The organism is Stutzerimonas nosocomialis (assembly GCF_005876855.1).
GTDB classification, from domain to species: domain Bacteria; phylum Pseudomonadota; class Gammaproteobacteria; order Pseudomonadales; family Pseudomonadaceae; genus Stutzerimonas; species Stutzerimonas nosocomialis.
This window is the reverse complement of record NZ_QLAE01000024.1, coordinates 52,608-76,747: the sequence shown is the minus strand read 5'-3', so window position 1 is coordinate 76,747 and position 24,140 is coordinate 52,608. Positions and strand designations below refer to the sequence as shown.

Below are 24,140 nucleotides of genomic sequence, written 5' to 3'. Positions count from 1 at the left end.
CTCCACGAACACCTGACGGAGAAAATCGCGCCATGAAGCGCCTGCAAAGCATCCTGCGCCTGGCGTCACGCCTGCTGCTCACCCCGCTCGTCCTGCTGGCTGTCGCCTGGGGCGCCCTCGCCCTGTTCCACAGGCTGGAGTGGCCAGCCCCGGCAACCAATGCCCTGGTGGCAGTCTGGTGTATCCTCGGTGGAGGCCTGCTGGTGCTGCTTTGGCGCCGTCCGCCGCTGTGGGCGCTGTCCGCCCAGCTACTCGCGCTCGCCGTGCTGCTGAGCTGGTGGTACACGCTCCAACCCTCCAACCAGCGCACCTGGGCCGACGACGTGGCGCGCATCAGCCGGGGTCGGGTGGACGGCGAGCAACTATTGCTGGACAACGTGCGCAACTTTCACTGGCGCAGCGATCAGGACTACGACATCACATGGGAAAGCCGTACCTACGACCTGCGACAGCTGGCCTCGGTGGACTTGCTGACCTCCTACTGGGGTATGCCGGCGATCGCCCACATCCTGGTGTCCTTCGGCTTCGAGGACGGCCAGCAGCTCGTCTTCTCGGTGGAGACGCGCAAGGAAAAAGGCGAGCGCTATTCGGAGCTGGGCGGCTTCTTCAAGGAATTTGAGTTGAGCATCGTCGCCACCGACGAGCGCGACGCCGTACGGGTACGCACCAACGTACGCGACGAGGACGTCTACCTGTACCGCATCGACATGCCGAAACCGGCCATGCGTGAACTGCTGCTCTCCTACGTGGCGCAGGGCAACGCCCTCGTCGAGCAGCCCCGTTTCTACAACACCCTGACCGCCAACTGCACGACCATCGTCTTCGACATGGTTCAGGGCATCATAGACGGCTTGCCGGTCGACCATCGCCTGCTGCTGACCGGCTACTTGCCCGGCTACGTGGAGGACATCGGTGGCCTGCAGAAGGGCTACAGCCTGGAAGAACTGCGTCGGCGCGGGCGCATCACCGAACGCGCCATACAAGCGGACGAGGCGCCGGACTTCTCCAGGCGTATCCGCCAAGGCGTGCCGGGCTGGATGACGGAAATGAAGACCAATAATTACGATGATTGATCAGGAACATAAAAATGAACGACCTTGAAGTAATGATCGCTGTAATAGTGGTAGGGTTTATTTTACTGATGATCGGTTATGCTAGGCGTAATCGCGACTCTGGAATCTACACCATCGCGCTGGGCATTCTGATCATGTTCGGCACGATCGGATACAAACTGTATATCGAATTCGGAATATGAGCGGCTGCCATGGCTACGCCGTTGCCTCTAGCAAGCACGAACTCCGACAAGTCGGAATGAAGCGAAGCCTAGGACAGCCTTCTGCATTACTGCCCTTAAGTGCATACCAAGTCGACGCCGAGTAATGATTCAGAGCGATTCGAACGCAAAGTTCAGCATAGGTTGCGCAAGTAAAAAATGGTGCTCATCAGATTTGATGAACACCATTTCGCCAGCAAACATTGGGCAGATTTCCTGATACAGGCATGGCGCGATTAAGCTTTTGCTCGGCTTCGTCAGCAATCAGTGCTGCGCCGGTCGTTTTGCATACACTTGCCTAGCTAGGATAAGTTAATTCCACATGCGTTTTCGGAGCCAGTCTGTTCAGCGCCATCTAGAACGCCAAGCCTACCTTCAGGCCAATCTGCTCCTGTTTGAGCTTGCTGTTTTCGGCAAATTCGCTGTTGCTGTCCAGCTCGTAGCGGGTCTGCGTATAGTATAGGCTGGTGCTGATCGGAACGTTGTTGAAACCCTTGTTCCAGAGCACGCTCAACTCGCCGTAGGGGTTGACCTTGTCCTTGAGGTCTACAGTATCGCTCTCGCCACCCACTTTCAGTTTGCTATCAGCTTCGATGGAATAGCGGGCACCTACTTCCAAGCGCACGGTGTAGTTCGGCGTCAGGTAGTTGTAGCCGAGCCCGGCCTTGGCGAAGGGCGAACGGGTGGTCAGCTTGACATCTTCCTCGAATAGACCGATTCGTACATCGTCCTGCTCAATGCGTCCCCAGTCATAACCGCCACCAACGACAAAGTCGACATAGTTATTGGTGCTTAATGCCGCGCGCAACCCTAGATCCAGGTCGGCACGAGCGGAAAGATATTCCACATCGTCCTTGTCCCGATATTGACCTTCAATACCAACTTGGTAAATCAAGCCTTCCTGACCCGTCAGTTTGTTGCCAAAGTTGTAGTACAGGCCACCCTGATTGAGGCGCTCCTTCTCATTCTCATCGATGATAGTCAACTTGTACTGATTATGTGAGCCGATGACTCCAAAGCTTGAGATGGGACCCGTAACAGACTGAGCGAAGACCTCTGAGGTACCGACCAGGCCCAGGACCAACGCTGACGTAGTCAAAGCATGAATTCGCATATAAGCTCCACTCTCTTAATCTTGTATTAGAAGCGAAGCAACAGCTGTAAGCTGCCGCCCATGCCATGGACCAGCACCATTTAGAAAAGTTCTGCATTCCGTCATTTATAGCCCTATCTCAACGTATAAATTGTTGGATTTTTAGTATGTAAATGCGAATGTAAAAAACAACGTACTGCTATTTGAAATATTCTGAAGAGCGAACTTTCGAGCTCATGTCCTGCCAATCACCAAATGCATCCGGCAGGTTTTGAAGGTTTGGCCCATTGGATACGCTAGGGCGGAATGCAGCCGCTTTACGCGCTTGCGCATGGTGTTCCGCAGTTGCTTGACAACCTCGGTTGAATAATACACAGCCAACCCACGACCTGGGATTGGTCGTCAGCACGGTGGCGCGTCGCCTTAGGAGGAAGTGTGGTGGCTGACGGCACCCTCGACCACACATGGGCGTGTTGCTCGATATCGAGCTCTAATGGAAAGCCTGACAAGTCACCCCTTGGGCGCACGCAACGGGGCACCTTCAAACAGCTCGCAGACGTTTGACCGGGAACGAAACGAACGGCTTGATTTCCTTTAGCACGAACATGCTTTGCATTTCCTTGATGCCGGGCAGTTGCCGAACGATGGACATCGCAAATTCGGCGAATGAATCCAGATCGGGAGCCACTACCTGCAGCAAGAAGTCGGCATCGCCACCAATGCTGTAGCACGCAACGACATCCTCTAACTCCATCACCTCCGCCTCGAACTTCTTGGCCTCAGCCTCGCTGTGGCGGTCGATCTTGATCCGTATGAACACCATGACCCCCAGGCCAATCTTGCGTCGATCCAGAACCGCCCGATACCCCTGAATGTAGTGTTCTTCTTCCAGTTGCCTCACCCGACGCCAGCATGGGGAAGCAGACATACCAATCCGCTCGGCCAACATCTGATTGGTGATCCTGCCGTCTTGCTGCAGGGCGGTAAGAAGTTTGACATCTGTCAGGTTCAGCGCGCTATCGGTCATATCTTTCGATCCATGGCTTATTTTCGGTAAATTCTACCACTTTTCGCCTGGTTTGAAACAATAATAGAAAGCTCTTTTCTGATCATGTCGCGTAGTATTTTTACCCAAGAACATAAGACTAAATCGCTTAATGGTGCATTGGCAATTGAATGTGAGGTGGTGAATTTCAGTCGAAAAACAAAAATCGATAATCGCATTTTCTGAGTGCAATGTGAGGATGAAAGATGATTCTTCACCTAGTGATTTTTAAACTCAACAACCCTTTACAATGGTGCGATGAAGAGGTTGTTGAAGCAGAGGCAACGACACGCCAACATCCGAAGCGCATTGGCGAAATACGTGGTTGGTTTTGCGCTAGAAATATAAGCCCACGCGAACAAGCCATGGACTTCGTTGTGGCAGGGCTATTTAAAAACCAAGAAGATCTTTCAGCTTACCTTGTTCATCCGGATCATCAACAGGGCGTTCGGAAGTGGGAGAGATTGCCACTTGGAAAGTGATTGATATTGATCTCGCCGTCGACACGACAGGGCTCTTCGGATTACTGAGCGATCTGACCGGCAACAGCATAGATCGTACATAGAGCTGAATTTTTTTTGACAAAGGAGAGAGATCAATGAATTTCGACGCTGCCATTCACAAGTGCGTCATTGTGGTTGACAAGGAACTGGGGCTCGGGCATGCGGCAAATGCGGTCAGTGTCATCGGCGTCAGTATGGGTCGCTCAGTAGAAGGTCTGGTTGGGCCAGACATGCGAAGCAGGGATAACGTCAGTTACCCTGGTGTCATTTACTCTCCCCTCCCGATACTGCTATCCAGCAACGAACTGCTGCGCGAGATCCTAGGAAAAGCATTGGAGGACGACCAGATCCACAGCATTCCCTTCAGTGCGCTGGCTCAGTCCTGCAGAACCTACCAAGAGTACGAAGAGCGCATGTCATCAACAGACAGCTCTTCTATTGAACTGGTCGCCATTGGATTGGTCGGCCCGAAGAAAAAGATCACTAAGTTGACTGGCAGTCTTCCACTGTTTAAGTAACAAGGGGGCAACTATGTATGCCTTATTCAAACCTGATCTTCTGAAGCTGGCTCACACGGTTTATCATCAATACGAGCTATTTGAAAATGGCGGAATCTCTGTCGACGAGCTAAGCAACATCCAGCTTGAGCGGCTAAAAAACACAATTTGGCCGGAACATCCCCGGTCGTCGCAGTCGATGCTGGGGCGATTACTGAATTCGCACGGCGGCAGCTTCCGCATACGCAACAGACCTTCTTGCTGCACCCAACGCCAGCCGCCTGGCCATTCTGGGCACAGGCCTGCAGGCCCGCGCCCATCTCCTGGCAATGCAGGCCGTCAGACCGATCAAACAGCTTTCAATAAGGGGACGCGCCGAAGCGGCCCGTTAGGAATTCGCCGCCTGGAGCGAGCGCTTCTGCGATTTCTCGATATCGACCCATGCCACGGTGGCCGAGACCGTGCACGACAGCGACATCATCTGCACCACCACAGCCGCGCGTTCACCCATTCTGAACCGATCCGCAGTGCCCACATGCTGCCACATCAATGCCATTGGTTCCTCTGCTCTCGGCTTTCAAGAACTGCACGAAGACGTGTATGAGCACAGCGTTTTGTTCACGGACTGCAATCGTTCGGTACTTGCCTCAGCCGAATGCGTGATCAGGGCTGTTAAGAAAGGCCTGCTGCCCGCGCAAGAGGTTGGGATTGAAATCGGCACCCTGCAGGCCCATCGCGCGCTGATTGAGGAACGGAGCGTGAGCATCTTCAAGTCGGCTGGATTGGCAGTGCAGGACTTGGTCTTTGCCCGCGAGGCCATAAGGAGACGGCTTTCCACATGCCGCTGACAACCCTAACCATTTCATCAGGACCGTGACATGCTCGATTTAGCACAAATACTTTCCTATTCGGTGGCACTGGGTATTGCTGCTGCCGTCCCTGGTCCAGGCTTGGCCGCCCTGGTCGCCCGCAGCGTCAGTGGCGGCACCTTGTCGGGCTTTTGCCTGCTTCTCGGGCTGATCGTTGGCGATCTGATCTATCTATCTTTCGCGGTCTTTGGCCTGGCGATGGTCGCGGAACACTTCAACGCGCTGTTCGAGGGGGTTCGCTGGGGCGCGGCACTGTATCTGTGCTACCTGGCTTGGCAGTTCTGGTTCGCCAACCATCAAACGATAGAAGTGAGCAAATCGGCGAAGAAGAAGGAAATGCTGTCGGCGGCATTGTCCGGATTGACCATCACGCTGGGCAACCCGAAGACCATCGCTTTCTACCTGGCGATCCTGCCCTTGGTCATCAACCTGGAGGCGGTCTCGTTGCGGACCTGGGCAATGATGCTGGTGCCGCTGACCGTCCTGGTTTTGCTGACCGTCGGTGCGCTGTTCATTGTGGCGGCGGTGCGTGTCCGCCACCTGCTGTCCAGCCCGCGAGCCCAGCAGCATCTATTTCGGGGGGCGGCGACGATCATGGTGGCTGCGGCAGCCTCGATGCTGCGTCGCTGAGGTGGGTAGCTTCCGTGCTCACGGTGCGCCTCTTTGCGAAACACAGGACGAGGGCATTCTGTGAGCATGTCTGTCGATCGTAGGTACCGGTCATTGCGGATGCGCGTTCTCCGCCGACCAGCTTGATCGCGGCGCACGGGTATTCTGTATGCCCACCCCGATCACCGCGCACGCTCGCTGCCATGGGAGACCAATGATCGAGGGCGTCGTCTATCCCAACTGAGCACCAATCTCGGAGACGCCATCCGGTTTTCCAATGCCGGTACGCCCGTTACAAAAGCGCACATTCCCATAACATGGTTTAAATAAGACTTAAAAAGCCTTGGCTGGAGACAGAATTCAGCGGAATTCCCTAGAACGAAAAAAGGGCCTTTCGGCCCTTTTTCAATCACTTGCAGAATTCATCGAAACTCTGCAGTGCCATGTTTGGAGCGGGAAACGAGACTCGAACTCGCGACCCCGACCTTGGCAAGGTCGTGCTCTACCAACTGAGCTATTCCCGCAAATGTGGCGTCCCCTAGGGGACTCGAACCCCTGTTACCGCCGTGAAAGGGCGGTGTCCTAGGCCACTAGACGAAGGGGACGCAGCCCGGAACTTACAACAGCTTTTCCGGCTTCCGGCGTTTCGCGTTAAGCTTCTCGCTGGAAGTGGCGCGCATTTTATGGAGCGCATTGGGGGTCGTCAACCCTTCGATGAAAAAATTTTTGATTCGAAATCAGCTTCTTATGGCGAGCTATCACCTTGCCATCGGACACACTACACTCAACCGAAAGACTCTGGCCAGAAGGTGCACCGTGTCCCCGCTTCTCATTACAGGGCTCGTCATAGCCGGTTTGTTCATCCTGATCTCGATCGGCTACATCAACCACACGGTCGAAAACCGGAAGCTGGAAAAAGCGCGCCTGCGCGCCGGTCTCTCCGACCGCCTGCGCCGCTGCACGCAATTGTCCGAAAGCTTGCCGGGACAATTGATGACGCCCGCGCTCAAGTTGCTGCTCACCCGCCTGGAACAGGAACTGTGCGATCGCCTGATCCCCTTGGATAAAGGCAACGCCAAGCTGCGTGAGCGCAGCCAGAACCTGGCCGCCGAGCTGGCCAAGGGCGAGGCCATCGAGGTGCGCAACCCCGTCCAGTCGATCGCCAGCGAAACCAAGGCCAAGGAAGTGCGCTTCATGCTCGAGGACCTGCATGCGCAGGTCGTCCGAGGCGCCAAGGACGGCCAGATCCAGGCCGGCGAGGCCAAGCGCTGGCTGCAGGACATTCAGCGCATGCTGGTGTTGGTGCACCTGGAGTTCTTCAACACCACCGGCAAGCTGGCATTGCAGAACGGCCAGCCGCGTCAGGCGCGCCTGGCGTTCGAACGCGGCGTCCAGTACGTGCGCAAGCAGCCAGACCCGATGCTTTTCAAGGCTCAGCTCGGCGCACTGGAAAAAGCCCTCGCCTATGCCGATGCGCTGGTGCTCGAGCAAGGACAGCCCACCCAGGAGGAGGCCAACCAGCTCAGCGAGGGCCTTGAGGCCATGGACGAAGACGGCCTCTGGAAAAAGAAGAACATCTACGAATGAGCCGCAGCGGCCGACCGAGCCGGCGCGATCTCGCTGACGATGGAGAATGCCTATGAGCATGACGGTTTATGGCGCCGCCCTGTCGCCCTTCGTTCGCAAGGTACGCCTGTGCCTGCTGGAAAAGGGGCTGGACTATCAGCTTGAAGTGGTGATGCCTTTCACCCCGCCGGACTGGTACCTGCAGCTCAACCCCCTGGGCCGCATTCCCGCCTTCAAGGATGACGATTTCACCCTGGCCGACTCGAGCGTGATCTGCCAGTACCTCGACGAACGCTACCCCGACACACCCACCTTGTACGGGCAAACCGCCGAACAGCGCGCCACCGTGCGCTGGCTGGAGAAATACGCCGACTACGAGCTGGCGCCGCTCACCACCTTCTGCATCTTCCGCAACCGCGTGCTCAAACCCAGCGGCGGACGACCCTGCGACGAGCAGGCGGTCGGCAAGGCGTTGCAAGAAAGCCTGCCGCCGCATTTCGACTACCTGGAAAGCCAGCTGGGCGACAGGCCGTTCTTCGTCGGCGATGACCTCAGCATGGCGGACCTGGCGATCGCCAGCCAGCTGGTCAACATGGGGCATGGCGGCGAGCGACCGACAGCAGAGCGCTGGCCGCGCCTCGCCGCCTTCCTGCAGCGCATGAGCGCCCGCCCATCGCTGGCCGGACTGCTGGCGCATGAGACGCGCATGGTGAACAAGCTGCACGACATGGCGGCCGCCCAGCGCTGACCGCCCTGCTCGCTCACGCCTTGGCGAGCAACTGCGTACCCACCCACTGCCGGGCGAACTGGTAGGCGCAGCGCCCGTTGCGGTTACCGCGCGCCGTCGCCCAGCGGATGGCTTCCTTCTCGAGTCCTTCGCTCCAGGACCATTGGAGTTCGAGCGGCGCCGCCAGCGATCCAATCCAGTGACGCACCACCTCCAGATAGTGCTCCTGACTGAAGGGATAGAACGACAGCCACAGACCGAAACGGTCGGAAAGCGCGATCTTGTCCTCGACCGCTTCGTTCGGATGAAGCTCGCCGTCGACCATCTGCCAGTTCTCGTTGTCGCTCTGCTTCTCCGGCACCAGATGGCGGCGATTGGAGGTGGCATACAGCAGCACGTTGTCCGGCGCGCGTTCCAGCGACCCGTCCAGCACGCTCTTGAGGACCCGGTAGTCGCCCTCGCCCGCTTCGAACGACAGATCGTCGCAGAACACCACGAAACGCTGCGGCATGCCGGCCAGCAGCTCCACCACCCGCGGCAGGTCGGCCAAGTGGTCGCGCTCGATCTCGATCAGGCGCAACCCGTCCTGCGCATGGGCCGCGAGCAAGGCGCGAATCATGGAAGACTTGCCGGTGCCCCGGGCGCCCCAGAGCAGCACATGGTTGGCCGGCTTGCCCTGGACGAACTGCCGCGTATTGGCAGAAAGCAGCTCGCGCTGGCGGTCGATGCCGATCAGGTCGTCCAGCGACAGGTCGAGGTCGACCTTCAGGGGCATCAGATAGCCCCCGGCGCGGGATTCACGCTGCCAGCGCGCCGCGACCGTGGCGAGCCAGTCGATCGGCGGCCGTGGCGCCGGCAACAGCGGTTCGAGACGACCCAGCAAGGTGTCCACTCGTTGCATGAAAGCCTTTAGCTCAGCATCCATAACGGCTCCAGATGTTGGGAATGAGACGGCACCCGCTGCCACTGGCTCACAGCCGTGGGCTATGCTTCGCGCATTCGGGGAAGAGGTCTGCGTTGCACTTCATGGCTATTTCGTTGACGCAGAGACTGTCGTTCAAACAAGTCAGGCTGACCGTACTCGTCGCGTTCGTACTCGGCACCTTCCTGAGTCTGGTGCAGGTAGCCGTCGATTATGCCAGCGCTGACGGCGCCATCAATCGCGAAGTGCGCGCGCTGCTCGCCGTCAGCCACGATCCGGCCGCACGCATCGCCTACAACCTGGACGCCGAACTGGCGCAGGAAATGGTTCGCGGCCTGTTGCGCTCGCCGGCCGTGATCCGCGCGGATATCACCGACAACAGCAGCGGCCTGCTCGCCGTGGCGACCCGCCCGGCGAGCGACAGCCGCATACGCTTCGTCAGCGACCTGTTGTTCGGTGCCCGCCGCGAGTTCGAAGAGCCCCTGTTCGTTTCCCATCTGCCGAACATCGAGATCCAGGGCAGCCTGCGCCTGGAGATCGATACCTTCATCTATGGCAGCCACTTTCTCCAGCGCTCCATGCTGACCCTGGGCGCGGGATTCGTCCGCAGCCTGCTGCTTTCGATGATCCTGCTGGTGCTGTTCTACGGCATGCTCACCAAGCCCCTGGTGCGGCTGATCCACGAGATCAGCAGGCGCGACCCACGCTCGCCCGACACCCAGCCCGTGCCCTGCCCGGCAGGGCATCAGCGCGACGAAATCGGCCAGCTGACCGCCGTGATCAACCAGCAAATGGCCCGCATCAGCGAGGAGATGCACCGGCGCAGACGGGCCGAGGATCGGCTGACCGAGCACCTGGGGGCCCTGGAGGCGACGGTCGCGGCACGGACGTCGGCGCTGGAGACGAGCAATGCCCGGCTCGTCGCGTCCAACCACGCCCTGGAAAGCGCCCGCGCCGCGGCGCTGGACATGGCGCAGGCGCGTGCCGCCTTTCTGGCGAGCATGAGCCATGAGATCCGCACCCCGCTCAATGGCCTGCTGGGCATGCTCGGCCTTGCGATGGACGGCCCGCTCACGACCGAACAGCGCCAGCAACTGAGCATCGCCCACTCCTCCGGCAACGTGTTGATGGCGCTGCTCAACGATATCCTCGACCTCTCCAAGTTCGAGGCCGGCCAGCTCGAACTCGACTCCATCCCCTTCGACCTCGGCGCGCTGGCCGAGGAAACCGCCAGCCTGCACTCCCAGGCCGCCGCGCCGGGCGTCGAACTCACCTGCCTGGTCTCGCCCGCCCTGCCCCAAGTGCTGCTCGGCGATCCCAAGCGCGTGCGCCAGATCATCAGCAACCTGCTGTCCAACGCCCTCAAGTTCACCCTGCAGGGTCGGGTCACGCTCGAGGTTCGGCCTGTCGGCGACAAGGTGATGGTGGCTGTCGACGACACGGGCATCGGCATTCCGGACACGGTACGTGCGCGCATCTTCCAGCCGTTCGTCCAGGGCAACTCCGGCGTCAACCGCCAGTTCGGCGGCACCGGCCTCGGGCTCGCGCTGACGAGGCAGCTGTGCCAGGCGATGCACGGCACGCTGGAGCTCGACTCGGAGTCTGGCCGTGGCGCACGCTTCAGCGTCACGTTGCCCCTGGCCAGGCAGGCTGACCACCGTCTCTCGCCGCCGACCACCCTGAGCGGGCACGCCACGCTGCTGGTCGATCGGGACAGCGGCCTGGCGCGCCTGCTCGAACAGTGGCTACCGGCCTGGGGGCTGCAGACGGAATTCGCCGATCTCGCGGGGGTCGGCGGGCAAACGCCTTCGATCGTCGTCGCCCAGCGCCAGGACGACCTGGACGCCATTCGCGCCGTCAGTCAGGGCCCGATCATCCTGATAACCGCCTACAGCCATTTTCTCCCGGCCGACCGGCAGCTCGCGTTGCAGCCCTTCGTACAACTGCCTCAGCCGGTCACGCGCGAGGCGCTGTATCAGAGCCTGCGCAGACTGCTCGCGCCCGGCGCCCCCGAGACGCCGAGACGGGACGAGCCGGCCGCGCTTTCGGCGTCCGAGCGCATGCGCGTCCTGCTAGTGGAGGACAACCCCGTCAATCAGATGGTCGCCAAGGGCATGCTGACCAAGCTCGGCTATGACGTGGTGCTCGCCGCCCATGGCGCGGAAGCCTTGCAGCAGCTGCATTGCGAGCCGCTCGACCTGGTGCTCATGGACTGCAACATGCCGGTGATGGATGGCTACGAGGCCAGCCGGGAGATTCGCCGCTGCGGTCGCTGGCCGGACCTGCCGATCATCGCGCTGACCGCCAACGCGTTGCCCGAGGATCGCGACCGCTGCCGGGCCGCGGGCATGAACGACTACCTGGCCAAACCGTTCCGCCAGAGCGAACTCGGCGAAGTGCTCGGCCAATGGCTGCCGGTGCCCTGAGCCGCGGTCACGCCTCCAGCAGGCGCTGGATCTGCTGACGCAGCGCCTGCGGCTTGGTGGTCGGCGCGAAGCGTTTGACCACCGAGCCGTCTCCGGCGATCAGGAACTTGGTGAAGTTCCACTTGATCGCCTTGCTTCCGAGCAGGCCGGGCGCGCGTCTCTTGAGTTGGGTGAACAATGGGTGCGCCTGATCGCCGTTGACCTCGACCTTGGCGAACAGCGGGAAGCTGACACCGAAGTTGAGCTCGCAGAACTGCCCGATCTGGGCCTCGTCGCCGGGCTCCTGCTGGCCGAACTGGTTGCAGGGAAAGCCCGCCACCACCAGCCCACGATCGGCAAACTCCTTCCAGAGCGCTTCGAGCCCCTGGTACTGCGGGGTGAAGCCGCACTGGCTCGCGGTATTGACCACCAGCAGCGCCCGGGCACCGAACTGGCCCAGGGTTTTCTGCTGTCCATCGAGCGTCACGCAGGGAATGTCCAGCAAGGGATCGGCCATGACGGTGTCCAGGCAAGGGGATCGGGTCACGCTTGGCGGGGTTTCAGGTCCAGCGAAGCGGAATTGATGCAGTAGCGCAAGCCCGTCGGGTTCGGGCCGTCGGGAAAGACATGCCCCAGATGGGCGTCGCAACGCGCGCACTTGACTTCGATACGGTGCATGCCGTGGCTGAAGTCATCCTTGCTGGCGATCGCGGTATCGCTGACCGGCTGGAAATAGCTCGGCCAGCCGCTGCCCGAATCGAACTTGGCGTCGGAATCGAACAGGGGGGCGTCGCAACAGGCGCAGTGATAGACACCCGGCGTCTTGGTGTCGTTGTACTTGCCGCTGAAGGGTCGCTCGGTGCCGCCCAGACGGCAGATGTGGAACTGCTCGTCCGGCAGCTCTTCGCGCCAGGCCTCAAGGGGTTTTTCAAGCTTGTCCATTGGTGCACCTCATGGGCTGCAAAAAGGCCGATCTGTACCTTTTCCGGTGATCGGGCCGCACGTATGATGCGGACCTCTTGGACGCCTAGTCTGGCAGCAGGGTTTCACCCTGCCAAGGCGCAGGAACCCACGCCAGGCCCACCTGCATTCGTCAGGACGCGGCGCTGCTCACATCAGGACACTCAGGATCATGCAGGTCAGCAAATCGAACAAGCTCGCCAATGTCTGCTACGACATCCGTGGGCCCGTGCTCAAGCACGCCAAACGCCTGGAAGAGGAAGGCCACCGCATCCTCAAGCTGAACATCGGCAACCCGGCGCCGTTCGGTTTCGAAGCCCCGGAGGAAATCCTCCAGGACGTGATCCGCAACCTCCCCACCGCCCAGGGCTACAGCGACTCCAAGGGTCTGTTCAGCGCCCGCAAGGCGGTCATGCAGTACTACCAGCAGAAGCAGGTCGAGGGCATCGGCATCGAGGACATCTACCTCGGCAACGGCGTCTCCGAACTGATCGTGATGAGCATGCAGGCGCTGCTCAACAACGGCGACGAGGTGCTGATCCCGGCGCCCGACTATCCGCTGTGGACGGCGGCCGTCAGCCTCGCCGGCGGCAAGCCGGTGCACTACCTGTGCGACGAGCAGGCCAACTGGTGGCCCGACCTGGACGACATCAAGGCCAAGATCACGCCCAACACCAAGGCGATGGTCATCATCAACCCGAACAACCCGACCGGTGCGGTGTATTCGAAGGAAGTCCTCGAAGGCATGGTCGAGCTGGCACGCCAGCACAACCTGGTGCTGTTCTCCGACGAGATCTACGACAAGATCCTCTACGACGAAGCCGTCCACATCTCCACCGCCTCGCTCGCACCCGATGTGCTGTGCCTGACCTTCAACGGGCTGTCCAAATCCTATCGCGTGGCGGGCTTCCGCTCCGGCTGGGTCGCGATCTCCGGCCCCAAGCAGCGCGCGCAGAGCTACATCGAAGGCATCGACATCCTGGCCAACATGCGCCTGTGCGCCAACGTGCCGAGCCAGCATGCGATCCAGACGGCGCTGGGCGGATACCAGAGCATCAACGACCTGGTGCTGCCGCAGGGCCGCCTGCTGGAGCAGCGCAACCGCACCTGGGAACTGCTCAACGACATCCCCGGGGTCAGCTGCGTCAAGCCGATGGGCGCGCTGTACGCCTTCCCGAAGATCGACATGAAGGTCTGCCCGATCCACAACGACGAGAAGTTCGTCCTCGACCTGTTGCTGTCCGAAAAGCTGCTGATCGTTCAGGGCACCGCCTTCAACTGGCCGTGGCCGGACCACTTCCGCGTGGTCACGCTGCCGCGGGTCGACGACCTCGAGCAGGCGATCGGCCGCATCGGCAGCTTCCTCAAGACCTACCAGCAGTAACCTCGCGATGGATCTGCAGATCGATGACTTCTACAAGGATGCGGCGTCTGGCCTGCTGATGCTTTACCAGGCGTTTCCGCGCAAGGTGGCGCTCTATGTCGAGGACCTGATCGGACGGGAAGAGCCCGACGAGTTCGGCCTGCCGAGCAAGCGCCACCAAAGCTGTCTTGGCGCCCTGCTCTGGCTCGCCGACGAAGGCTATCTGCGTTACGAGACGACCATCCAGTTCCTGGCGCTCGACCAGGCCGTGCTGACGGAAAAGGGCTTCATGCGCCTGACCCGTAGCGTTCCCCATCTGTCGGCCGAAGGCGACCTGCCTGCGAGCGTCAGGCGCGTGCAGGGCACCCTCGCCTATCAATTGCGCGACGCGCTCAAGAGCGGACATGGCGAACGCCTTGCCCGACTCACCCGGCACCTTTTCGAGAGTGCCTCCAACACCGCCGGCAGCCCCGTTGCGCACTAGCGACACAGCTTGAAATAGTCGCCGGGTTGAATACCCCCGGGGCTCCCCTTATATACGCGGCAGAGCAAACCGCCCCGCGTTTAGGAGACCGTTTTACCCATGATGCGCATTGTGCTGTTCCTGGCGACCAACCTGGCCATCCTGCTGATCGCCAGCATTACCCTGAGCCTGCTGGGCTTCGGCGGTTACATGACGCCGGACCGCACGGGGCTGGATCTTCAGCAGCTGCTGATCTTCTGCGCCGTGTTCGGCTTCGCGGGCTCGTTCATCTCGCTGTTCCTGTCCAAGTGGATGGCGAAGATGAGCACCCGGACGGAGATCATCAGCCAACCGCGCACCCGTCACGAACAGTGGCTGCTGCAGACCGTCGAGCAACTGTCCCGCGAAGCGGGCATCAAGATGCCCGAAGTCGGGATCTTCCCAGCCCACGAGGCCAACGCCTTCGCGACCGGCTGGAACAAGAACGACGCCCTCGTCGCGGTCAGCCAGGGTCTGCTGGAGCGCTTCTCCCCGGATGAAGTGAAGGCGGTCCTGGCGCACGAGATCGGCCACGTCGCCAACGGCGACATGGTCACCCTGGCGCTGATCCAGGGCGTGGTGAACACCTTCGTGATGTTCTTCGCCCGCATCGTCGGCCACTTCGTCGACCGCATCCTGCTGAAGAACGAGGAAGGCCACGGCATCGGCTTCTACGTCGCGACCTTCGTGGCGGAAATGATGCTCGGCCTGCTGGCGACCATCATCGTCATGTGGTTCTCGCGCAAGCGCGAGTTCCGTGCCGACGACGCCGGCGCCCGCCTGGCCGGCACCGGCGCGATGATCGGTGCGCTGCAGCGTCTGCGCGCCGAGCAGGGCTTGCCGGTGAACATGCCCGACAGCCTGACCGCCTTCGGCATCAATGCCGCCAAGAAGTCGGGTCTGGCCGGCCTGTTCATGAGCCACCCGCCGCTGGAAGATCGCATCGAGGCGCTGCGCCGCCGCGGCTAAGCGAGCGAAACGGCAAAAGGGCGACGCAAGTCGCCCTTTTTGTTTGTCTATCGTTCGTCATCCAGATCCTCACAAGGAAGCCCCCATGCGCCCATTCGCCGTCATCGCCCTGAGCCTCCTGATGCTTTCGGGCTGCCAGAGCGCCTACTACTCGGCCATGGAAAAGGCCGGCGTCCACAAGCGCGACATCCTCGTCGACCGGGTGGGCGATGCGCGCGATTCTCAGCAGCAGGCCAAGGAGCAGTTCAAGGACGCGCTGGAGCACTACCGCAGCGTCGTACAGGTCCAGGGCGGCGAGCTGGAAAAGCGCTACGAGGCGCTCGACCGCGAATATCGGGCCAGCGAGACCAGCGCACGCACCGTGCGCGCACGCATCCAGGCGGTCGAAGACGTCGCCGATGCCCTGTTCAAGGAGTGGGATCAGGAACTCAAGCAATACAGCAACAAGAGCCTGCGCGACGCCAGTGCCAAGGAGCTGTCACGCACCCGCGCCGAGTACCGCACCCTGCTGCAACGCATGAAGGCCGCGGAGAAGCGCATCGATCCTGTACTGGACGTGCTTCGCGACCAGGTGCTGTTTCTCAAGCACAACCTCAACGCCCGGGCGATCAGCTCGCTCCACGGCGAGTACCAGACGCTGCAGACCAACGTAGACCAGTTGCTGGCCTACATGCAGCGGGCCATCGACGAAGCGGACGTCTTCATCCGCCGCCTGCAGGCCGCCAACGACTAGCGCCTGAGCAGGCGATAGACACTTTCCCGCAGCCAGGGCACCCCGCGCTGATGGAACTTGCGGTTCTCGCCCAGAACGTCGGCCTCAGCCAGCCGCTCGGGTTGCCACTGCCCCAGCAGCGTCTGGACTTCCGCATCAGGCACCGCGAACGGCGGGCCGTCCATCTGCGACTGGTCGTAATCGAGCGTCACCAGCAACCCTTGAGTGCCGCTCGGCAAGCGCTGCGTCAGGCAGTCGGCATAACGGCGACGCATCCCGGCCGGCAAGGCGATCAGCGCGGCGCGGTCGTAGCAGGCACGGCAGCCGGCCAGGTCTTCGGCGCCCAGGTCGAAGAAATCGCCACACCAGAGCTCGATCGCGCCGGCCTGGAAGACCTCGAAAGCGCCCTGTCGCCGCATCGAGGGGGTCAACCGGTGCTCTTCGAAAAACGCATCGACCGCCTCCCGCGCGAGCTCCACCCCCATGACGACAAACCCCTGCCCGGCCAGCCAGGCGAGATCCAGGCTCTTGCCACACAACGGCACCAGCACCCGGCTGCCCCGGGGAACCTGCATGCCAGGCCAGTGGGCCAGCAGGTAGGGATTGACGCGATCCAGGTGAAAACCGATCTGTTGCTGCGCCCAGCGCTCCAGCCAGAAATCTGCCTGCACGATTGATCCCCTGTGTTTGATAATCGACCGAGCTTAGCAAAGCCACCTACAACGCGGCGGCGCAACCCTGTAGCCTGAGGTGCTGGCACGTCCCTTGCTGGCAGCTGGCAACACCGTGGCAGGCAATCGAAAAGGCAGATCCGACAGCATGACCGACTCGCAAGACAATACCCGGAGTGAAGCGCTGGCCTGGGTAGCCGGCAGCGATGCGCCGGAAAAACCCGTCGTCAACCTGGGCTTCATGGCGCTGACCGATGCTGCGTCGGTCATCGTCGCAGCCACCCAGGACTTCGCCCGTCCCTACGGCCTGACCCTCAACCTGCAACGGCAATCCTCCTGGTCCGGCCTGCGCGACAAGCTCGTCGACGGGCAGCTGGACGCGGCCCACGCGCTGTACGGCCTGATCTACGCGACCCACCTGGGGATCGGCGGGCGGGCACCGACGGACATGGCGGTACTGATGGGGCTGGCGCAGAACGGCCAGAGTCTCAACCTCTCGACCGAACTCAGGCGATCCGGAGTCGTCGATGCCGCGACGCTGCGCGCCCGTGTCGCCAGCGGCGAGCCGCTGACCCTGGCGCAGACGTTCCCCACCGGCACCCATGCGCTGTGGCTCTACTACTGGCTTGCCGCCCATGGCATCCATCCGCTGCAGGACGTCCGCACGGTCGTGGTCCCGCCTGCGCAGATGGTCGACCATCTGCGCGCCGGCCGGATCGACGGGTTCTGCGCCGGCGAGCCCTGGGGCGCGCAGGCCATCGCCGAAGGCACCGGCTTCACCCTGGCGACCACCCAGTCGATCTGGCCGGACCATCCGGAGAAGGTCCTCGGCTGCACCCGCGCGTTCGTCGAGCAGTACCCGAACGCCGCCCGGGCGCTGGTCATGGCGATTCTCGAAGCGAGCCGCTTCATCGCCGCCAGCGAGGAAAACCGCCGCAGCACGGCGCAGCTGATCAGTGGCCACGACTACGTCGGCGCGCCGCTGGCAGCCGTCGAGGCGCGCTTTCTCGGCAACTACGAAGACGGCCTGGGCAACGCCTGGCGCGACGCCCACGCGCTTCGCTTCTTCGCCGACGGCCAGGTGAATATGCCCTATCACTCCGACGGCCTCTGGTTCATGACCCAACTCCGCCGCTGGGGCCTGCTGCGCGACGACCCCGACTACCTGGCCGTCGCCAGCCGCATCCAGCAGAGCGCGCTCTACCGCGAGGCCGCCACGGCACTGGGCATCGAGGTGCCCGCCTCGGTCATGCGCCGCTCGACCCTGATGGACGGCAGCGTCTGGGACGGCTCCGACCCCGGTGCATACGCCCGCAGCTTCGCGCTGCACGCGCTCACCGACCCAACCCCAACCCCTGCCCTCTGACCCGGGAGACTGCCCATGCTTCGCGTCCTCCTGATCGACGACACCCCCCGCAAGGTCGGCCGCCTGAGAAGCGCGCTGATCGAGGCCGGCTTCGAGGTGATCGATGAATCCGGCCTGACCATCGACCTGCCCGAACGGGTCGAAGCCACCCGACCGGACGTCATCCTGATCGACACCGACTCGCCCGGCCGCGACGTCATGGAGCAGGTCGTGGTGGTCAGCCGTGACCAGCCGCGGCCGATCGTCATGTTCACCGACGACGACAACCCGGACGCCATGCGCCAGGCGATCCGCGCCGGCGTCAGCGCCTATATCGTCGAAGGCATCCAGGCGCAGCGCTTGAAGCCCATCCTGGACGTGGCGATGGCGCGCTTCGAAAGCGACCAGGCGATCCGCGCCCAGCTGCACGCCCGCGACCAGCAACTGGCCGAGCGCAAGCGCATCGAGCTGGCCAAGGGCATGCTCATGAAGATGAAGCACTGCAACGAAGAAGAGGCCTACACCCTGATGCGCCGGCAGGCCATGAGCCGTCAGCAGAAACTGATCCAGGTCGCCGAACAGATCATCGCCATGAACGACCTGCTCGGTCAGTGAGCCCCGCACCTGCCTTCGGGCAGGTAACCCCGTTCCGACAGCATGCCCCGAACCTGAGCATCGCCCGCCCCGGCGATGCCTAGCCTGCACGCTTTGGCGGCACGCCCAGCATTCTGCCGGTCCGCCGATTCTTGCCCCGCTCACGCAGCGGCACGCGCTAAGTCCTTGATTGCCAAGCGCACCGCCAGGTGCGCCGGCGCCTCGCAGGCATCCGGCACCGACTGAAAAGGCACTATGGCAAGCCGCTTGCAATGACCCTTTCAGAATCTCGCGCAGCACACCAACGGCGGTGGCCGCGGATTACGGACAACGGCGTCCGTCAGGTGACCCACCCCCATCGGGTCGCTTGGCGTACGCCGTTTTTTTATGCTTCGCACAAGGAATTCACCATGACCGATCGTGACCCGTCGAAACCGGTTGATAGCAGTCGTCGCAATTTCCTCAAGTATTCCATCGCCACCGCCGGGACTCTCGCAGGCGTCGCCGCCCTGGGCCTGTCCGCACCGGCCAGCCTGCGCAGCGCCGCCTGGGCGGCAGGCTCCGACGCACCTGAAAAGGCCGCGCTGACCGTCGGCTTCATCCCGCTGACCGACTGCGCCTCGCTGATCGTCGCCGCGACCCAGGGCTTCGCCGGCAAGTACGGCCTGACCATCACGCCGAGCAAGGAAGCCTCCTGGGCGGGCGTGCGCGACAAGCTGATCAACGGCGAGCTGGACGCCGCCCACGTCCTCTACGGCATGCTCTACGGCCTGCAGCTGGGCGTCGGCGGCCCGCGCACCGAGATGGCCAACCTGATGGGCCTGAACCAGAACGGCCAGGCGATCACCCTTTCCAGGCAGCTGCGCGAAGCCGGGGTGACCACGGGCGAGCAACTGGCGGCCAAGGTCAAGGAAGGCGGCAAGCCGATGACCTTCGCCCAGACCTTCCCCACCAGCACCCATGCCATGTGGCTCTACTACTGGCTCGGCAGCCATGGGATCAACCCGATGAGCGACGTCAAGACCATCACCGTGCCGCCGCCGCAGATGGTCGCCAACATGCGTGTCGGCAACATGGACGGCTTCTGTGTCGGCGAGCCCTGGGGCGCCCGGGCGATCTACGACAAGATCGGCTTCACCGCCGTGACCACCCAGCAGATCTGGCCCGATCATCCCGAGAAGGTACTCGGCACCACCCGCGCCTTCATCGAAAAATACCCCAACGCGGCCCGCGCGCTGGTCATGTCGCTGCTCGACGCCAGCCAGTTCATCGAAGCCAGCGAAGAGAACAAGCGCAGCACGGCCAAGCTGATCTCCGGCAAGGCCTACGTCAATGCGCCGGTGGACGTCATCGAACCGCGCTTCCTCAGCCAGTACGACGACGGCCTGGGCAACACCTGGAAGGACGACCACGCCATGGCCTTCTGCCGCGGCGGCGAAGTGAACTACCCCTACCTGTCGGACGGCATGTGGTTCCTGACCCAGTTCCGCCGCTGGGGCCTGATCAAGGAAGACCCCGACTACCAGGCCATCGCCCGCTCGATCAACCAGACCGCCCTCTACGGCGAAGCCGCCAGCCAGCTCAAGCTGGCCGTGCCGAGCAGCCCGATGCGCTCGAGCACCCTGCTCGACGGCGTCGTCTGGGATGGTTCCAACCCAGCCGCCTATGCGGCTTCCTTCGCCGTCAAGGCCTGACCGGAGGGCCATACGATGAACGCACCCGTGAAATTACCCCTGCTGGAAAAAGCCGAGCCGCGCAGCAAGAACCGCCTCACGAGCCTCATCGGCCAGCGCGGCGCGACGGCCGTCAGGGCCGTGCTGCCACCGCTGCTGGGCATCCTGCTGTTTCTCGGCGTCTGGGCGCTGATCGCCGCGCGCAGCGACGGCCTGCCGGGCCCCGGGCCAACCTGGACGGCGGCGGTGGCGCTGTTCTCCGATCCGTTCTATGACAACGGACCGAACGACATGGGCATCGGCTGGAACATCCTCCATTCGCTGGCCCGGGTCGGCGTGGGCTTCGGCCTCGCGGCGCTGATCGGCATACCGCTGGGCTTCGCCATCGGCCGTTTCGCCTTCCTGTCCGGCATGCTCTCGCCGATCATCAGCCTGCTGCGGCCGGTCTCGCCCCTGGCCTGGCTGCCGATCGGCCTGCTGGTCTTCGAGGCCGCTGGCCCCGCGTCGATCTGGGTGATCTTCATCAGTTCGATCTGGCCGATCATCCTCAACACCGCCGCCGGGGTGGCCAGCGTCCCGCAGGACTACCTGAACGTGGCGAAGGTGCTCAAGCTGAGCGAGTGGAAGGTGCTCACCCGGATCCTCTTCCCGTCGGTACTGCCGCACCTGATGACCGGCATCCGCCTGGCCATCGGCGTCGCCTGGCTGGTGATCGTCGCCGCCGAAATGCTCACAGGCGGCACGGGCCTCGGCTTCTGGGTGTGGGACGAATGGAACAACCTCAACGTCGAACACATCCTCATCGCCATCATCGTCGTCGGGCTGATCGGCCTGCTGCTCGAACAGAGCCTGCTGCTGCTCGCCCGACGCTTCGACTACGCCAGCTAACGTCGCCAACCATTCCTGCGGCGTCCGAGGCGCCGCAGGCAGGAGAACCGAGATGGAAAAATTCGTCGAACTGACCCAGGTCAGCAAGCATTTCGATACCAAGAAGGGCCGCTTCCAGGCGCTGACCAACATCAACCTCGCCATCCGCCGCGGCGAATTCGTGTCGCTGATCGGCCACTCCGGTTGCGGCAAGTCCACCGTGCTCAACCTCATTGCCGGCCTGCTCGAAGCCAGCGAAGGCGGCCTGATCTGCAACGGCCGCGAAATCGACGGCCCGGGCCCAGAGCGCGCGGTGGTGTTCCAGAACCACAGCCTGCTGCCCTGGATGACCTGCTATGGCAACGTCCATCTGGCCGTCGAGAAGGTTTTCGGCAAGCGCGAAAACAAGGCCCAACTCAAGGCACGCACGGAGGCTGCGCTGAACATGGTCGGCCTCGGCCACGCCATCCACAAGCATCCCAGCGAGATATCCGGCGGGATGAAGCAGCGCGTGGGTATCGCCCGGGCGCTGGCGATGGAACCCAAGGTGCTGCTGATGGACGAGCCCTTCGGCGCGCTCGACGCCCTGACCCGCGCCCACCTGCAGGACGAACTGCTGCGCATCGTCGGCCAGACGCAGAGCACGGTGGTGATGGTCACCCACGACGTCGACGAAGCCGTGCTGCTGTCCGACCGCATCGTGATGATGACCAACGGCCCGGCGGCGACCATCGGCGAGATCCTCGACGTGGAACTGGATCGCCCGCGCGATCGCATGGCGCTGGCCCATGACGGGCGCTACCACGAGTACCGCGCCGCCGTGCTGGAATTCCTCTACCAGCGCCAGCAACGACCCGCCGCCTGATTGCCCGCCGGCCAGCCTCGCAGCGGCTGGTCGGCGCCCGGCACCATTTGCGCGCCGAATGGACAACGATCGTCCGGCAGGGCCCTACAATGGCCACCCCGATTCCGGCATGAGCGCACCATGGCCCGTCTACAACTGCAGTTCCCCGACGACCAGTACTACTTTTCCACCCAGATGACGGTACGGGTCACCGACATCAACGGCGCCAATCACCTGGGCAACGACTCGATGATCTCGATGATTTCCGAAGCCCGCGCCCGGTTTCTCTTCGCCTATGGCATCCGCGAGACCAACGGCCGGGGCGTCGGCATCATCGTCACCGACCTGGCGACCATGTACCGGGCAGAGGCCCATGCCCGCGACGCCCTGCTGTTCGAGGTCGGCGTCATGGATTTCAACCGCTACGGCGGCGACATCACGTTTCGCGTCACCCGCCCGGCCGACCAGCGCCTGATCGCCATGGCCAAGTCCGGGTTCGTCTTCTACGACTATTCGGCGGCACGGGTCGCACCGATGCCGGATGACTTCTCCAGCCACTTCCCCCGGGTCAACCGCCTCGACTGATGCGCCATCGGGAGGCATGAGCCGCAGGATGCGCCCCGCTTTCGTGCACGATTCGCCTGGAGCTGCCCCTCCACCATTGGCCGCAAGTGCCAGCTGAAGGCAACCTGCGCATCTGGCAGGGATCTTGCTCCGGCCAAGGTGCAACCAACGAGGGTTGCACCCTATGCAGACAAAGGCGTCGCGTCGCTTGCCGGAATTTCCGGCAAGTGCGCGGCGCCTTTTTCGTTCTACGCCTGGGCAGCAAGCGGTACATCCGGCCAGCGCCCCATCACAGCGCAGGTCGGCCCATGACGGTGAGGTGTGCAAGATGAATACGAGTTTCTGGAAAGCGGGCCATGCGCCTACCCTGTTCGTCGCCTTTCTCTACTTCGACCTGAGCTTCATGGTCTGGTACGTGCTCGGGCCGCTCGGGGTGCAGATCGCCGCCGACCTCGGCCTGACCACTCAGCAGCGCGCCTTCATGGTGGCGACCCCGATTCTCTCCGGTGCCGTCCTGCGCCTCGCGCTCGGCATGCTGGCCGACCGCACCTCGCCCAAGACGGCGGGATTGTTCGGCCAGGTGATGGTCATCGTCGCGCTGGCGCTGGCCTGGTCGTTCGGCATTCGCAGCTACGAGCAGGCGCTGCTGCTCGGCCTGTTCCTCGGTTTCGCCGGCGCCTCCTTCGCCGTCGCGCTGCCGCTGGCCTCCCAGTGGTACCCGGCCGAGCATCAGGGCAAGGCCATGGGCATCGCCGGCGCGGGCAACTCGGGCACGGTGCTGGCCGCGCTCTTCGCCCCGGGGCTCGCCGCCCTGTTCGGCTGGAACAACGTGTTCGGCCTGGCACTGGTGCCGCTGGTGCTGGTCCTGGTGCTGTTCGCCGGGATGGCACGCAACGCGCCCAACCGCCCGAAACCCAAGTCGATGGCCGACTACATGAAGGCACTGGGCGACCCGGACAGCTGGTGGTTCATGTTCTTCTACAGCGTGACCTTCGGCGGCTTCCTCGGTCTGGCCAGCACCCTGCCCGGCTACTTCTACGACCAGTACGGCTTCGATCCGGTCAAGGCCGGCTACTACACCGCGGCCTGCGTCTTCGCCGGCAGCATGATGCGCCCGCTCGGCGGCGCCCTGGCCGACCGCATCGGAGGCATCCGCTCGCTGCTGGTGATGTACACCGTGGCGGCCCTGTGCATCGCCGCGGTCGGCATCAACCTGTCCAGCTCGACCGCCGCCCTGGCGCTGTTCGTGGTCGCGATGCTCAGCCTGGGCGCCGGCAACGGTGCGGTGTTCCAGCTGGTACCGCAGCGCTTCCACCGGGAAATCGGCGTGATGACCGGCCTGGTGGGGATGGCCGGCGGCATCGGTGGCTTCCTGCTGACCGCCGGCCTCGGCGCCGTCAAGCAGGCCACCGGCGACTATCAGCTCGGCCTCTGGCTGTTCGCCAGCCTCGGCGTGCTAGCCTGGATCGGCCTGTACAGCGTCAAGCAGCGCTGGAGGACCACCTGGGGTTCGGCCGCGGTGACCGCCGCCCGGGTCTGAACCTGACGCAGCCGCCGCGACCGGTGG

The 24,140-nt window shown here is 62.7% G+C and carries 25 protein-coding genes, 2 tRNA genes and 1 pseudogene; 20 read left to right on the top strand and 8 right to left on the bottom strand.

Annotated elements, in window-relative coordinates; all coding sequences use genetic code 11:
• Together DN824_RS15315 and DN824_RS22585 are read left to right on the top strand one after the other, a co-directional pair.
• Nucleotides 1-1,073 (top strand): Lnb N-terminal periplasmic domain-containing protein (locus tag DN824_RS15315; RefSeq protein WP_479688028.1); only part of this gene is annotated, 1,073 nt, incomplete at its 5' end.
• Nucleotides 1,074-1,087: 14 nt separating this feature from the next.
• Nucleotides 1,088-1,255, top strand: coding sequence for a hypothetical protein (locus DN824_RS22585; protein ID WP_174236524.1), 168 nt, complete (start codon nucleotides 1,088-1,090; stop codon nucleotides 1,253-1,255).
• A gap of 373 nt (nucleotides 1,256-1,628) precedes the next feature.
• Here DN824_RS22585 and DN824_RS15310 read toward each other — a convergent pair whose 3' ends face one another.
• Nucleotides 1,629-2,387 carry a hypothetical protein gene (locus DN824_RS15310; protein ID WP_138409271.1) on the bottom strand — a complete coding sequence of 253 codons (759 nt, stop codon included), beginning with the start codon at nucleotides 2,385-2,387 and terminating at the stop codon, nucleotides 1,629-1,631.
• 520 nt (nucleotides 2,388-2,907) lie between these two features.
• Entirely contained in the window at nucleotides 2,908-3,393 is a 486-nt protein-coding gene (locus DN824_RS15305) for an Lrp/AsnC family transcriptional regulator (RefSeq protein WP_138409270.1), read from the bottom strand.
• Nucleotides 3,394-3,617: 224 nt separating this feature from the next.
• Here DN824_RS15305 and DN824_RS15300 point away from each other — a divergent pair, with 224 nt between their 5' ends.
• The 4 genes and pseudogenes from DN824_RS15300 (at nucleotide 3,618) to DN824_RS15285 (ending at nucleotide 5,910) form a co-directional block, all read left to right on the top strand.
• Nucleotides 3,618-3,893, top strand: coding sequence for a Dabb family protein (locus tag DN824_RS15300; protein ID WP_241666712.1), 276 nt, complete (start codon nucleotides 3,618-3,620; stop codon nucleotides 3,891-3,893).
• A 116-nt stretch (nucleotides 3,894-4,009) separates the two neighbouring features.
• Nucleotides 4,010-4,432 carry a DUF2000 domain-containing protein gene (locus tag DN824_RS15295; RefSeq protein WP_138409269.1) on the top strand — a complete coding sequence of 141 codons (423 nt, stop codon included), beginning with the start codon at nucleotides 4,010-4,012 and terminating at the stop codon, nucleotides 4,430-4,432.
• 197 nt (nucleotides 4,433-4,629) lie between these two features.
• Nucleotides 4,630-5,259: pseudogene (locus DN824_RS15290) on the top strand (hypothetical protein).
• Between the two features lie 30 nt (nucleotides 5,260-5,289).
• Nucleotides 5,290-5,910 carry a LysE family translocator gene (locus tag DN824_RS15285; protein ID WP_138409268.1) on the top strand — a complete coding sequence of 207 codons (621 nt, stop codon included), beginning with the start codon at nucleotides 5,290-5,292 and terminating at the stop codon, nucleotides 5,908-5,910.
• Between the two features lie 427 nt (nucleotides 5,911-6,337).
• On the opposite strand, the gene DN824_RS15280 is transcribed toward DN824_RS15285, so the two are convergent.
• Nucleotides 6,338-6,413 (bottom strand) — tRNA-Gly (locus tag DN824_RS15280).
• A gap of 5 nt (nucleotides 6,414-6,418) precedes the next feature.
• A tRNA-Glu gene (locus DN824_RS15275) sits at nucleotides 6,419-6,494 on the bottom strand.
• Nucleotides 6,495-6,705: 211 nt separating this feature from the next.
• Here DN824_RS15275 and DN824_RS15270 point away from each other — a divergent pair.
• Both DN824_RS15270 and DN824_RS15265 read left to right on the top strand, forming a co-directional pair.
• Entirely contained in the window at nucleotides 6,706-7,476 is a 771-nt protein-coding gene (locus DN824_RS15270; RefSeq protein WP_138409267.1) for a hypothetical protein, read from the top strand.
• Nucleotides 7,477-7,528: 52 nt separating this feature from the next.
• Nucleotides 7,529-8,203: a glutathione S-transferase family protein gene (locus tag DN824_RS15265; RefSeq protein ID WP_138409266.1), complete on the top strand. Its 675-nt coding sequence runs from the start codon at nucleotides 7,529-7,531 to the stop codon at nucleotides 8,201-8,203.
• A gap of 13 nt (nucleotides 8,204-8,216) precedes the next feature.
• Here DN824_RS15265 and DN824_RS15260 read toward each other — a convergent pair whose 3' ends face one another.
• Nucleotides 8,217-9,107: an ATP-binding protein gene (locus DN824_RS15260; protein ID WP_138409265.1), complete on the bottom strand. Its 891-nt coding sequence runs from the start codon at nucleotides 9,105-9,107 to the stop codon at nucleotides 8,217-8,219.
• A 101-nt stretch (nucleotides 9,108-9,208) separates the two neighbouring features.
• Here DN824_RS15260 and DN824_RS15255 point away from each other — a divergent pair, with 101 nt between their 5' ends.
• A complete protein-coding gene (locus tag DN824_RS15255) occupies nucleotides 9,209-11,530 on the top strand; it encodes a hybrid sensor histidine kinase/response regulator (RefSeq protein WP_138409264.1) in 2,322 nt (773 codons plus the stop codon).
• A 7-nt stretch (nucleotides 11,531-11,537) separates the two neighbouring features.
• Here DN824_RS15255 and DN824_RS15250 read toward each other — a convergent pair whose 3' ends face one another.
• Nucleotides 11,538-12,026, bottom strand: coding sequence for a glutathione peroxidase (locus tag DN824_RS15250; protein WP_138409263.1), 489 nt, complete (start codon nucleotides 12,024-12,026; stop codon nucleotides 11,538-11,540).
• 26 nt (nucleotides 12,027-12,052) lie between these two features.
• The gene (gene msrB / locus DN824_RS15245) at nucleotides 12,053-12,451 is read right to left on the bottom strand and encodes a peptide-methionine (R)-S-oxide reductase MsrB (protein WP_138409262.1); all 399 of its coding nucleotides are present in this window, start codon (nucleotides 12,449-12,451) and stop codon (nucleotides 12,053-12,055) included.
• 190 nt (nucleotides 12,452-12,641) lie between these two features.
• Between msrB and DN824_RS15240 the strand changes: the two genes are divergently transcribed.
• From DN824_RS15240 to DN824_RS15225, 4 genes are all read left to right on the top strand, one after another.
• Complete coding sequence (locus tag DN824_RS15240; protein ID WP_138409261.1) at nucleotides 12,642-13,853, top strand: pyridoxal phosphate-dependent aminotransferase; 1,212 nt, start codon at nucleotides 12,642-12,644, stop codon at nucleotides 13,851-13,853.
• Nucleotides 13,854-13,860: 7 nt separating this feature from the next.
• Entirely contained in the window at nucleotides 13,861-14,316 is a 456-nt protein-coding gene (locus DN824_RS15235) for a hypothetical protein (RefSeq protein ID WP_138409260.1), read from the top strand.
• 99 nt (nucleotides 14,317-14,415) lie between these two features.
• Nucleotides 14,416-15,303 (top strand): protease HtpX, encoded by an 888-nt coding sequence (gene htpX / locus DN824_RS15230; protein ID WP_138409259.1) that lies wholly within the window; start codon nucleotides 14,416-14,418, stop codon nucleotides 15,301-15,303.
• Between the two features lie 85 nt (nucleotides 15,304-15,388).
• Nucleotides 15,389-16,036 (top strand): DUF2959 domain-containing protein, encoded by a 648-nt coding sequence (locus DN824_RS15225; RefSeq protein WP_138409258.1) that lies wholly within the window; start codon nucleotides 15,389-15,391, stop codon nucleotides 16,034-16,036.
• Here the strand turns inward: DN824_RS15225 and DN824_RS15220 are convergent.
• Nucleotides 16,033-16,686 carry a thiopurine S-methyltransferase gene (locus DN824_RS15220; RefSeq protein ID WP_138409257.1) on the bottom strand — a complete coding sequence of 218 codons (654 nt, stop codon included), beginning with the start codon at nucleotides 16,684-16,686 and terminating at the stop codon, nucleotides 16,033-16,035. The two genes, DN824_RS15225 and DN824_RS15220, sit on opposite strands and share 4 nt — an antisense overlap.
• Before the next feature lie 148 nt (nucleotides 16,687-16,834).
• On the opposite strand from DN824_RS15220, the gene DN824_RS15215 reads away from it, so the two are divergent.
• From DN824_RS15215 to DN824_RS15185, 7 genes are all read left to right on the top strand, one after another.
• Nucleotides 16,835-18,052: a CmpA/NrtA family ABC transporter substrate-binding protein gene (locus DN824_RS15215; RefSeq protein ID WP_138409256.1), complete on the top strand. Its 1,218-nt coding sequence runs from the start codon at nucleotides 16,835-16,837 to the stop codon at nucleotides 18,050-18,052.
• Nucleotides 18,053-18,067: 15 nt separating this feature from the next.
• On the top strand, nucleotides 18,068-18,646 hold the full coding sequence (locus DN824_RS15210) for an ANTAR domain-containing response regulator (RefSeq protein WP_138409255.1): 579 nt from the start codon (nucleotides 18,068-18,070) through the stop codon (nucleotides 18,644-18,646).
• Between the two features lie 389 nt (nucleotides 18,647-19,035).
• Nucleotides 19,036-20,319 (top strand): CmpA/NrtA family ABC transporter substrate-binding protein, encoded by a 1,284-nt coding sequence (locus DN824_RS15205; protein WP_138409254.1) that lies wholly within the window; start codon nucleotides 19,036-19,038, stop codon nucleotides 20,317-20,319.
• 15 nt (nucleotides 20,320-20,334) lie between these two features.
• Nucleotides 20,335-21,186 (top strand): nitrate ABC transporter permease, encoded by an 852-nt coding sequence (gene ntrB, locus DN824_RS15200; RefSeq protein WP_138409253.1) that lies wholly within the window; start codon nucleotides 20,335-20,337, stop codon nucleotides 21,184-21,186.
• A 52-nt stretch (nucleotides 21,187-21,238) separates the two neighbouring features.
• The gene (locus DN824_RS15195) at nucleotides 21,239-22,030 is read left to right on the top strand and encodes an ABC transporter ATP-binding protein (protein WP_138409252.1); all 792 of its coding nucleotides are present in this window, start codon (nucleotides 21,239-21,241) and stop codon (nucleotides 22,028-22,030) included.
• 120 nt (nucleotides 22,031-22,150) lie between these two features.
• The gene (locus tag DN824_RS15190) at nucleotides 22,151-22,594 is read left to right on the top strand and encodes a thioesterase family protein (protein ID WP_138409251.1); all 444 of its coding nucleotides are present in this window, start codon (nucleotides 22,151-22,153) and stop codon (nucleotides 22,592-22,594) included.
• Nucleotides 22,595-22,901: 307 nt separating this feature from the next.
• The gene (locus tag DN824_RS15185; RefSeq protein WP_138409250.1) at nucleotides 22,902-24,113 is read left to right on the top strand and encodes a NarK family nitrate/nitrite MFS transporter; all 1,212 of its coding nucleotides are present in this window, start codon (nucleotides 22,902-22,904) and stop codon (nucleotides 24,111-24,113) included.
• Nucleotides 24,114-24,140: the final 27 nt, after the last annotated feature.

Excerpts from the sequence above, each read along its gene's own strand:
- DN824_RS15265 (WP_138409266.1), top strand. The coding sequence starts at position 7,529 with ATGAGCATGACGGTTTATGGCGCCGCCCTGTCGCCCTTCGTTCGCAAG.
- DN824_RS15210 (WP_138409255.1), top strand. The coding sequence starts at position 18,068 with ATGCTTCGCGTCCTCCTGATCGACGACACCCCCCGCAAGGTCGGCCGC.
- DN824_RS15260 (WP_138409265.1), bottom strand. The coding sequence starts at position 9,107 with ATGGATGCTGAGCTAAAGGCTTTCATGCAACGAGTGGACACCTTGCTG.
- DN824_RS15240 (WP_138409261.1), top strand. The coding sequence starts at position 12,642 with ATGCAGGTCAGCAAATCGAACAAGCTCGCCAATGTCTGCTACGACATC.
- DN824_RS15195 (WP_138409252.1), top strand. The coding sequence starts at position 21,239 with ATGGAAAAATTCGTCGAACTGACCCAGGTCAGCAAGCATTTCGATACC.
- DN824_RS15205 (WP_138409254.1), top strand. The coding sequence starts at position 19,036 with ATGACCGATCGTGACCCGTCGAAACCGGTTGATAGCAGTCGTCGCAAT.
- DN824_RS15295 (WP_138409269.1), top strand. The coding sequence starts at position 4,010 with ATGAATTTCGACGCTGCCATTCACAAGTGCGTCATTGTGGTTGACAAG.
- DN824_RS15225 (WP_138409258.1), top strand. The coding sequence starts at position 15,389 with ATGCGCCCATTCGCCGTCATCGCCCTGAGCCTCCTGATGCTTTCGGGC.
- DN824_RS15190 (WP_138409251.1), top strand. The coding sequence starts at position 22,151 with ATGGCCCGTCTACAACTGCAGTTCCCCGACGACCAGTACTACTTTTCC.
- DN824_RS15235 (WP_138409260.1), top strand. The coding sequence starts at position 13,861 with ATGGATCTGCAGATCGATGACTTCTACAAGGATGCGGCGTCTGGCCTG.
- DN824_RS22585 (WP_174236524.1), top strand. The coding sequence starts at position 1,088 with ATGAACGACCTTGAAGTAATGATCGCTGTAATAGTGGTAGGGTTTATT.
- ntrB (WP_138409253.1), top strand. The coding sequence starts at position 20,335 with ATGAACGCACCCGTGAAATTACCCCTGCTGGAAAAAGCCGAGCCGCGC.
- htpX (WP_138409259.1), top strand. The coding sequence starts at position 14,416 with ATGATGCGCATTGTGCTGTTCCTGGCGACCAACCTGGCCATCCTGCTG.
- DN824_RS15305 (WP_138409270.1), bottom strand. The coding sequence starts at position 3,393 with ATGACCGATAGCGCGCTGAACCTGACAGATGTCAAACTTCTTACCGCC.
- DN824_RS15185 (WP_138409250.1), top strand. The coding sequence starts at position 22,902 with ATGAATACGAGTTTCTGGAAAGCGGGCCATGCGCCTACCCTGTTCGTC.
- DN824_RS15215 (WP_138409256.1), top strand. The coding sequence starts at position 16,835 with ATGACCGACTCGCAAGACAATACCCGGAGTGAAGCGCTGGCCTGGGTA.
- DN824_RS15255 (WP_138409264.1), top strand. The coding sequence starts at position 9,209 with ATGGCTATTTCGTTGACGCAGAGACTGTCGTTCAAACAAGTCAGGCTG.
- DN824_RS15250 (WP_138409263.1), bottom strand. The coding sequence starts at position 12,026 with ATGGCCGATCCCTTGCTGGACATTCCCTGCGTGACGCTCGATGGACAG.
- DN824_RS15285 (WP_138409268.1), top strand. The coding sequence starts at position 5,290 with ATGCTCGATTTAGCACAAATACTTTCCTATTCGGTGGCACTGGGTATT.
- msrB (WP_138409262.1), bottom strand. The coding sequence starts at position 12,451 with ATGGACAAGCTTGAAAAACCCCTTGAGGCCTGGCGCGAAGAGCTGCCG.
- DN824_RS15300 (WP_241666712.1), top strand. The coding sequence starts at position 3,618 with ATGATTCTTCACCTAGTGATTTTTAAACTCAACAACCCTTTACAATGG.
- DN824_RS15310 (WP_138409271.1), bottom strand. The coding sequence starts at position 2,387 with ATGCGAATTCATGCTTTGACTACGTCAGCGTTGGTCCTGGGCCTGGTC.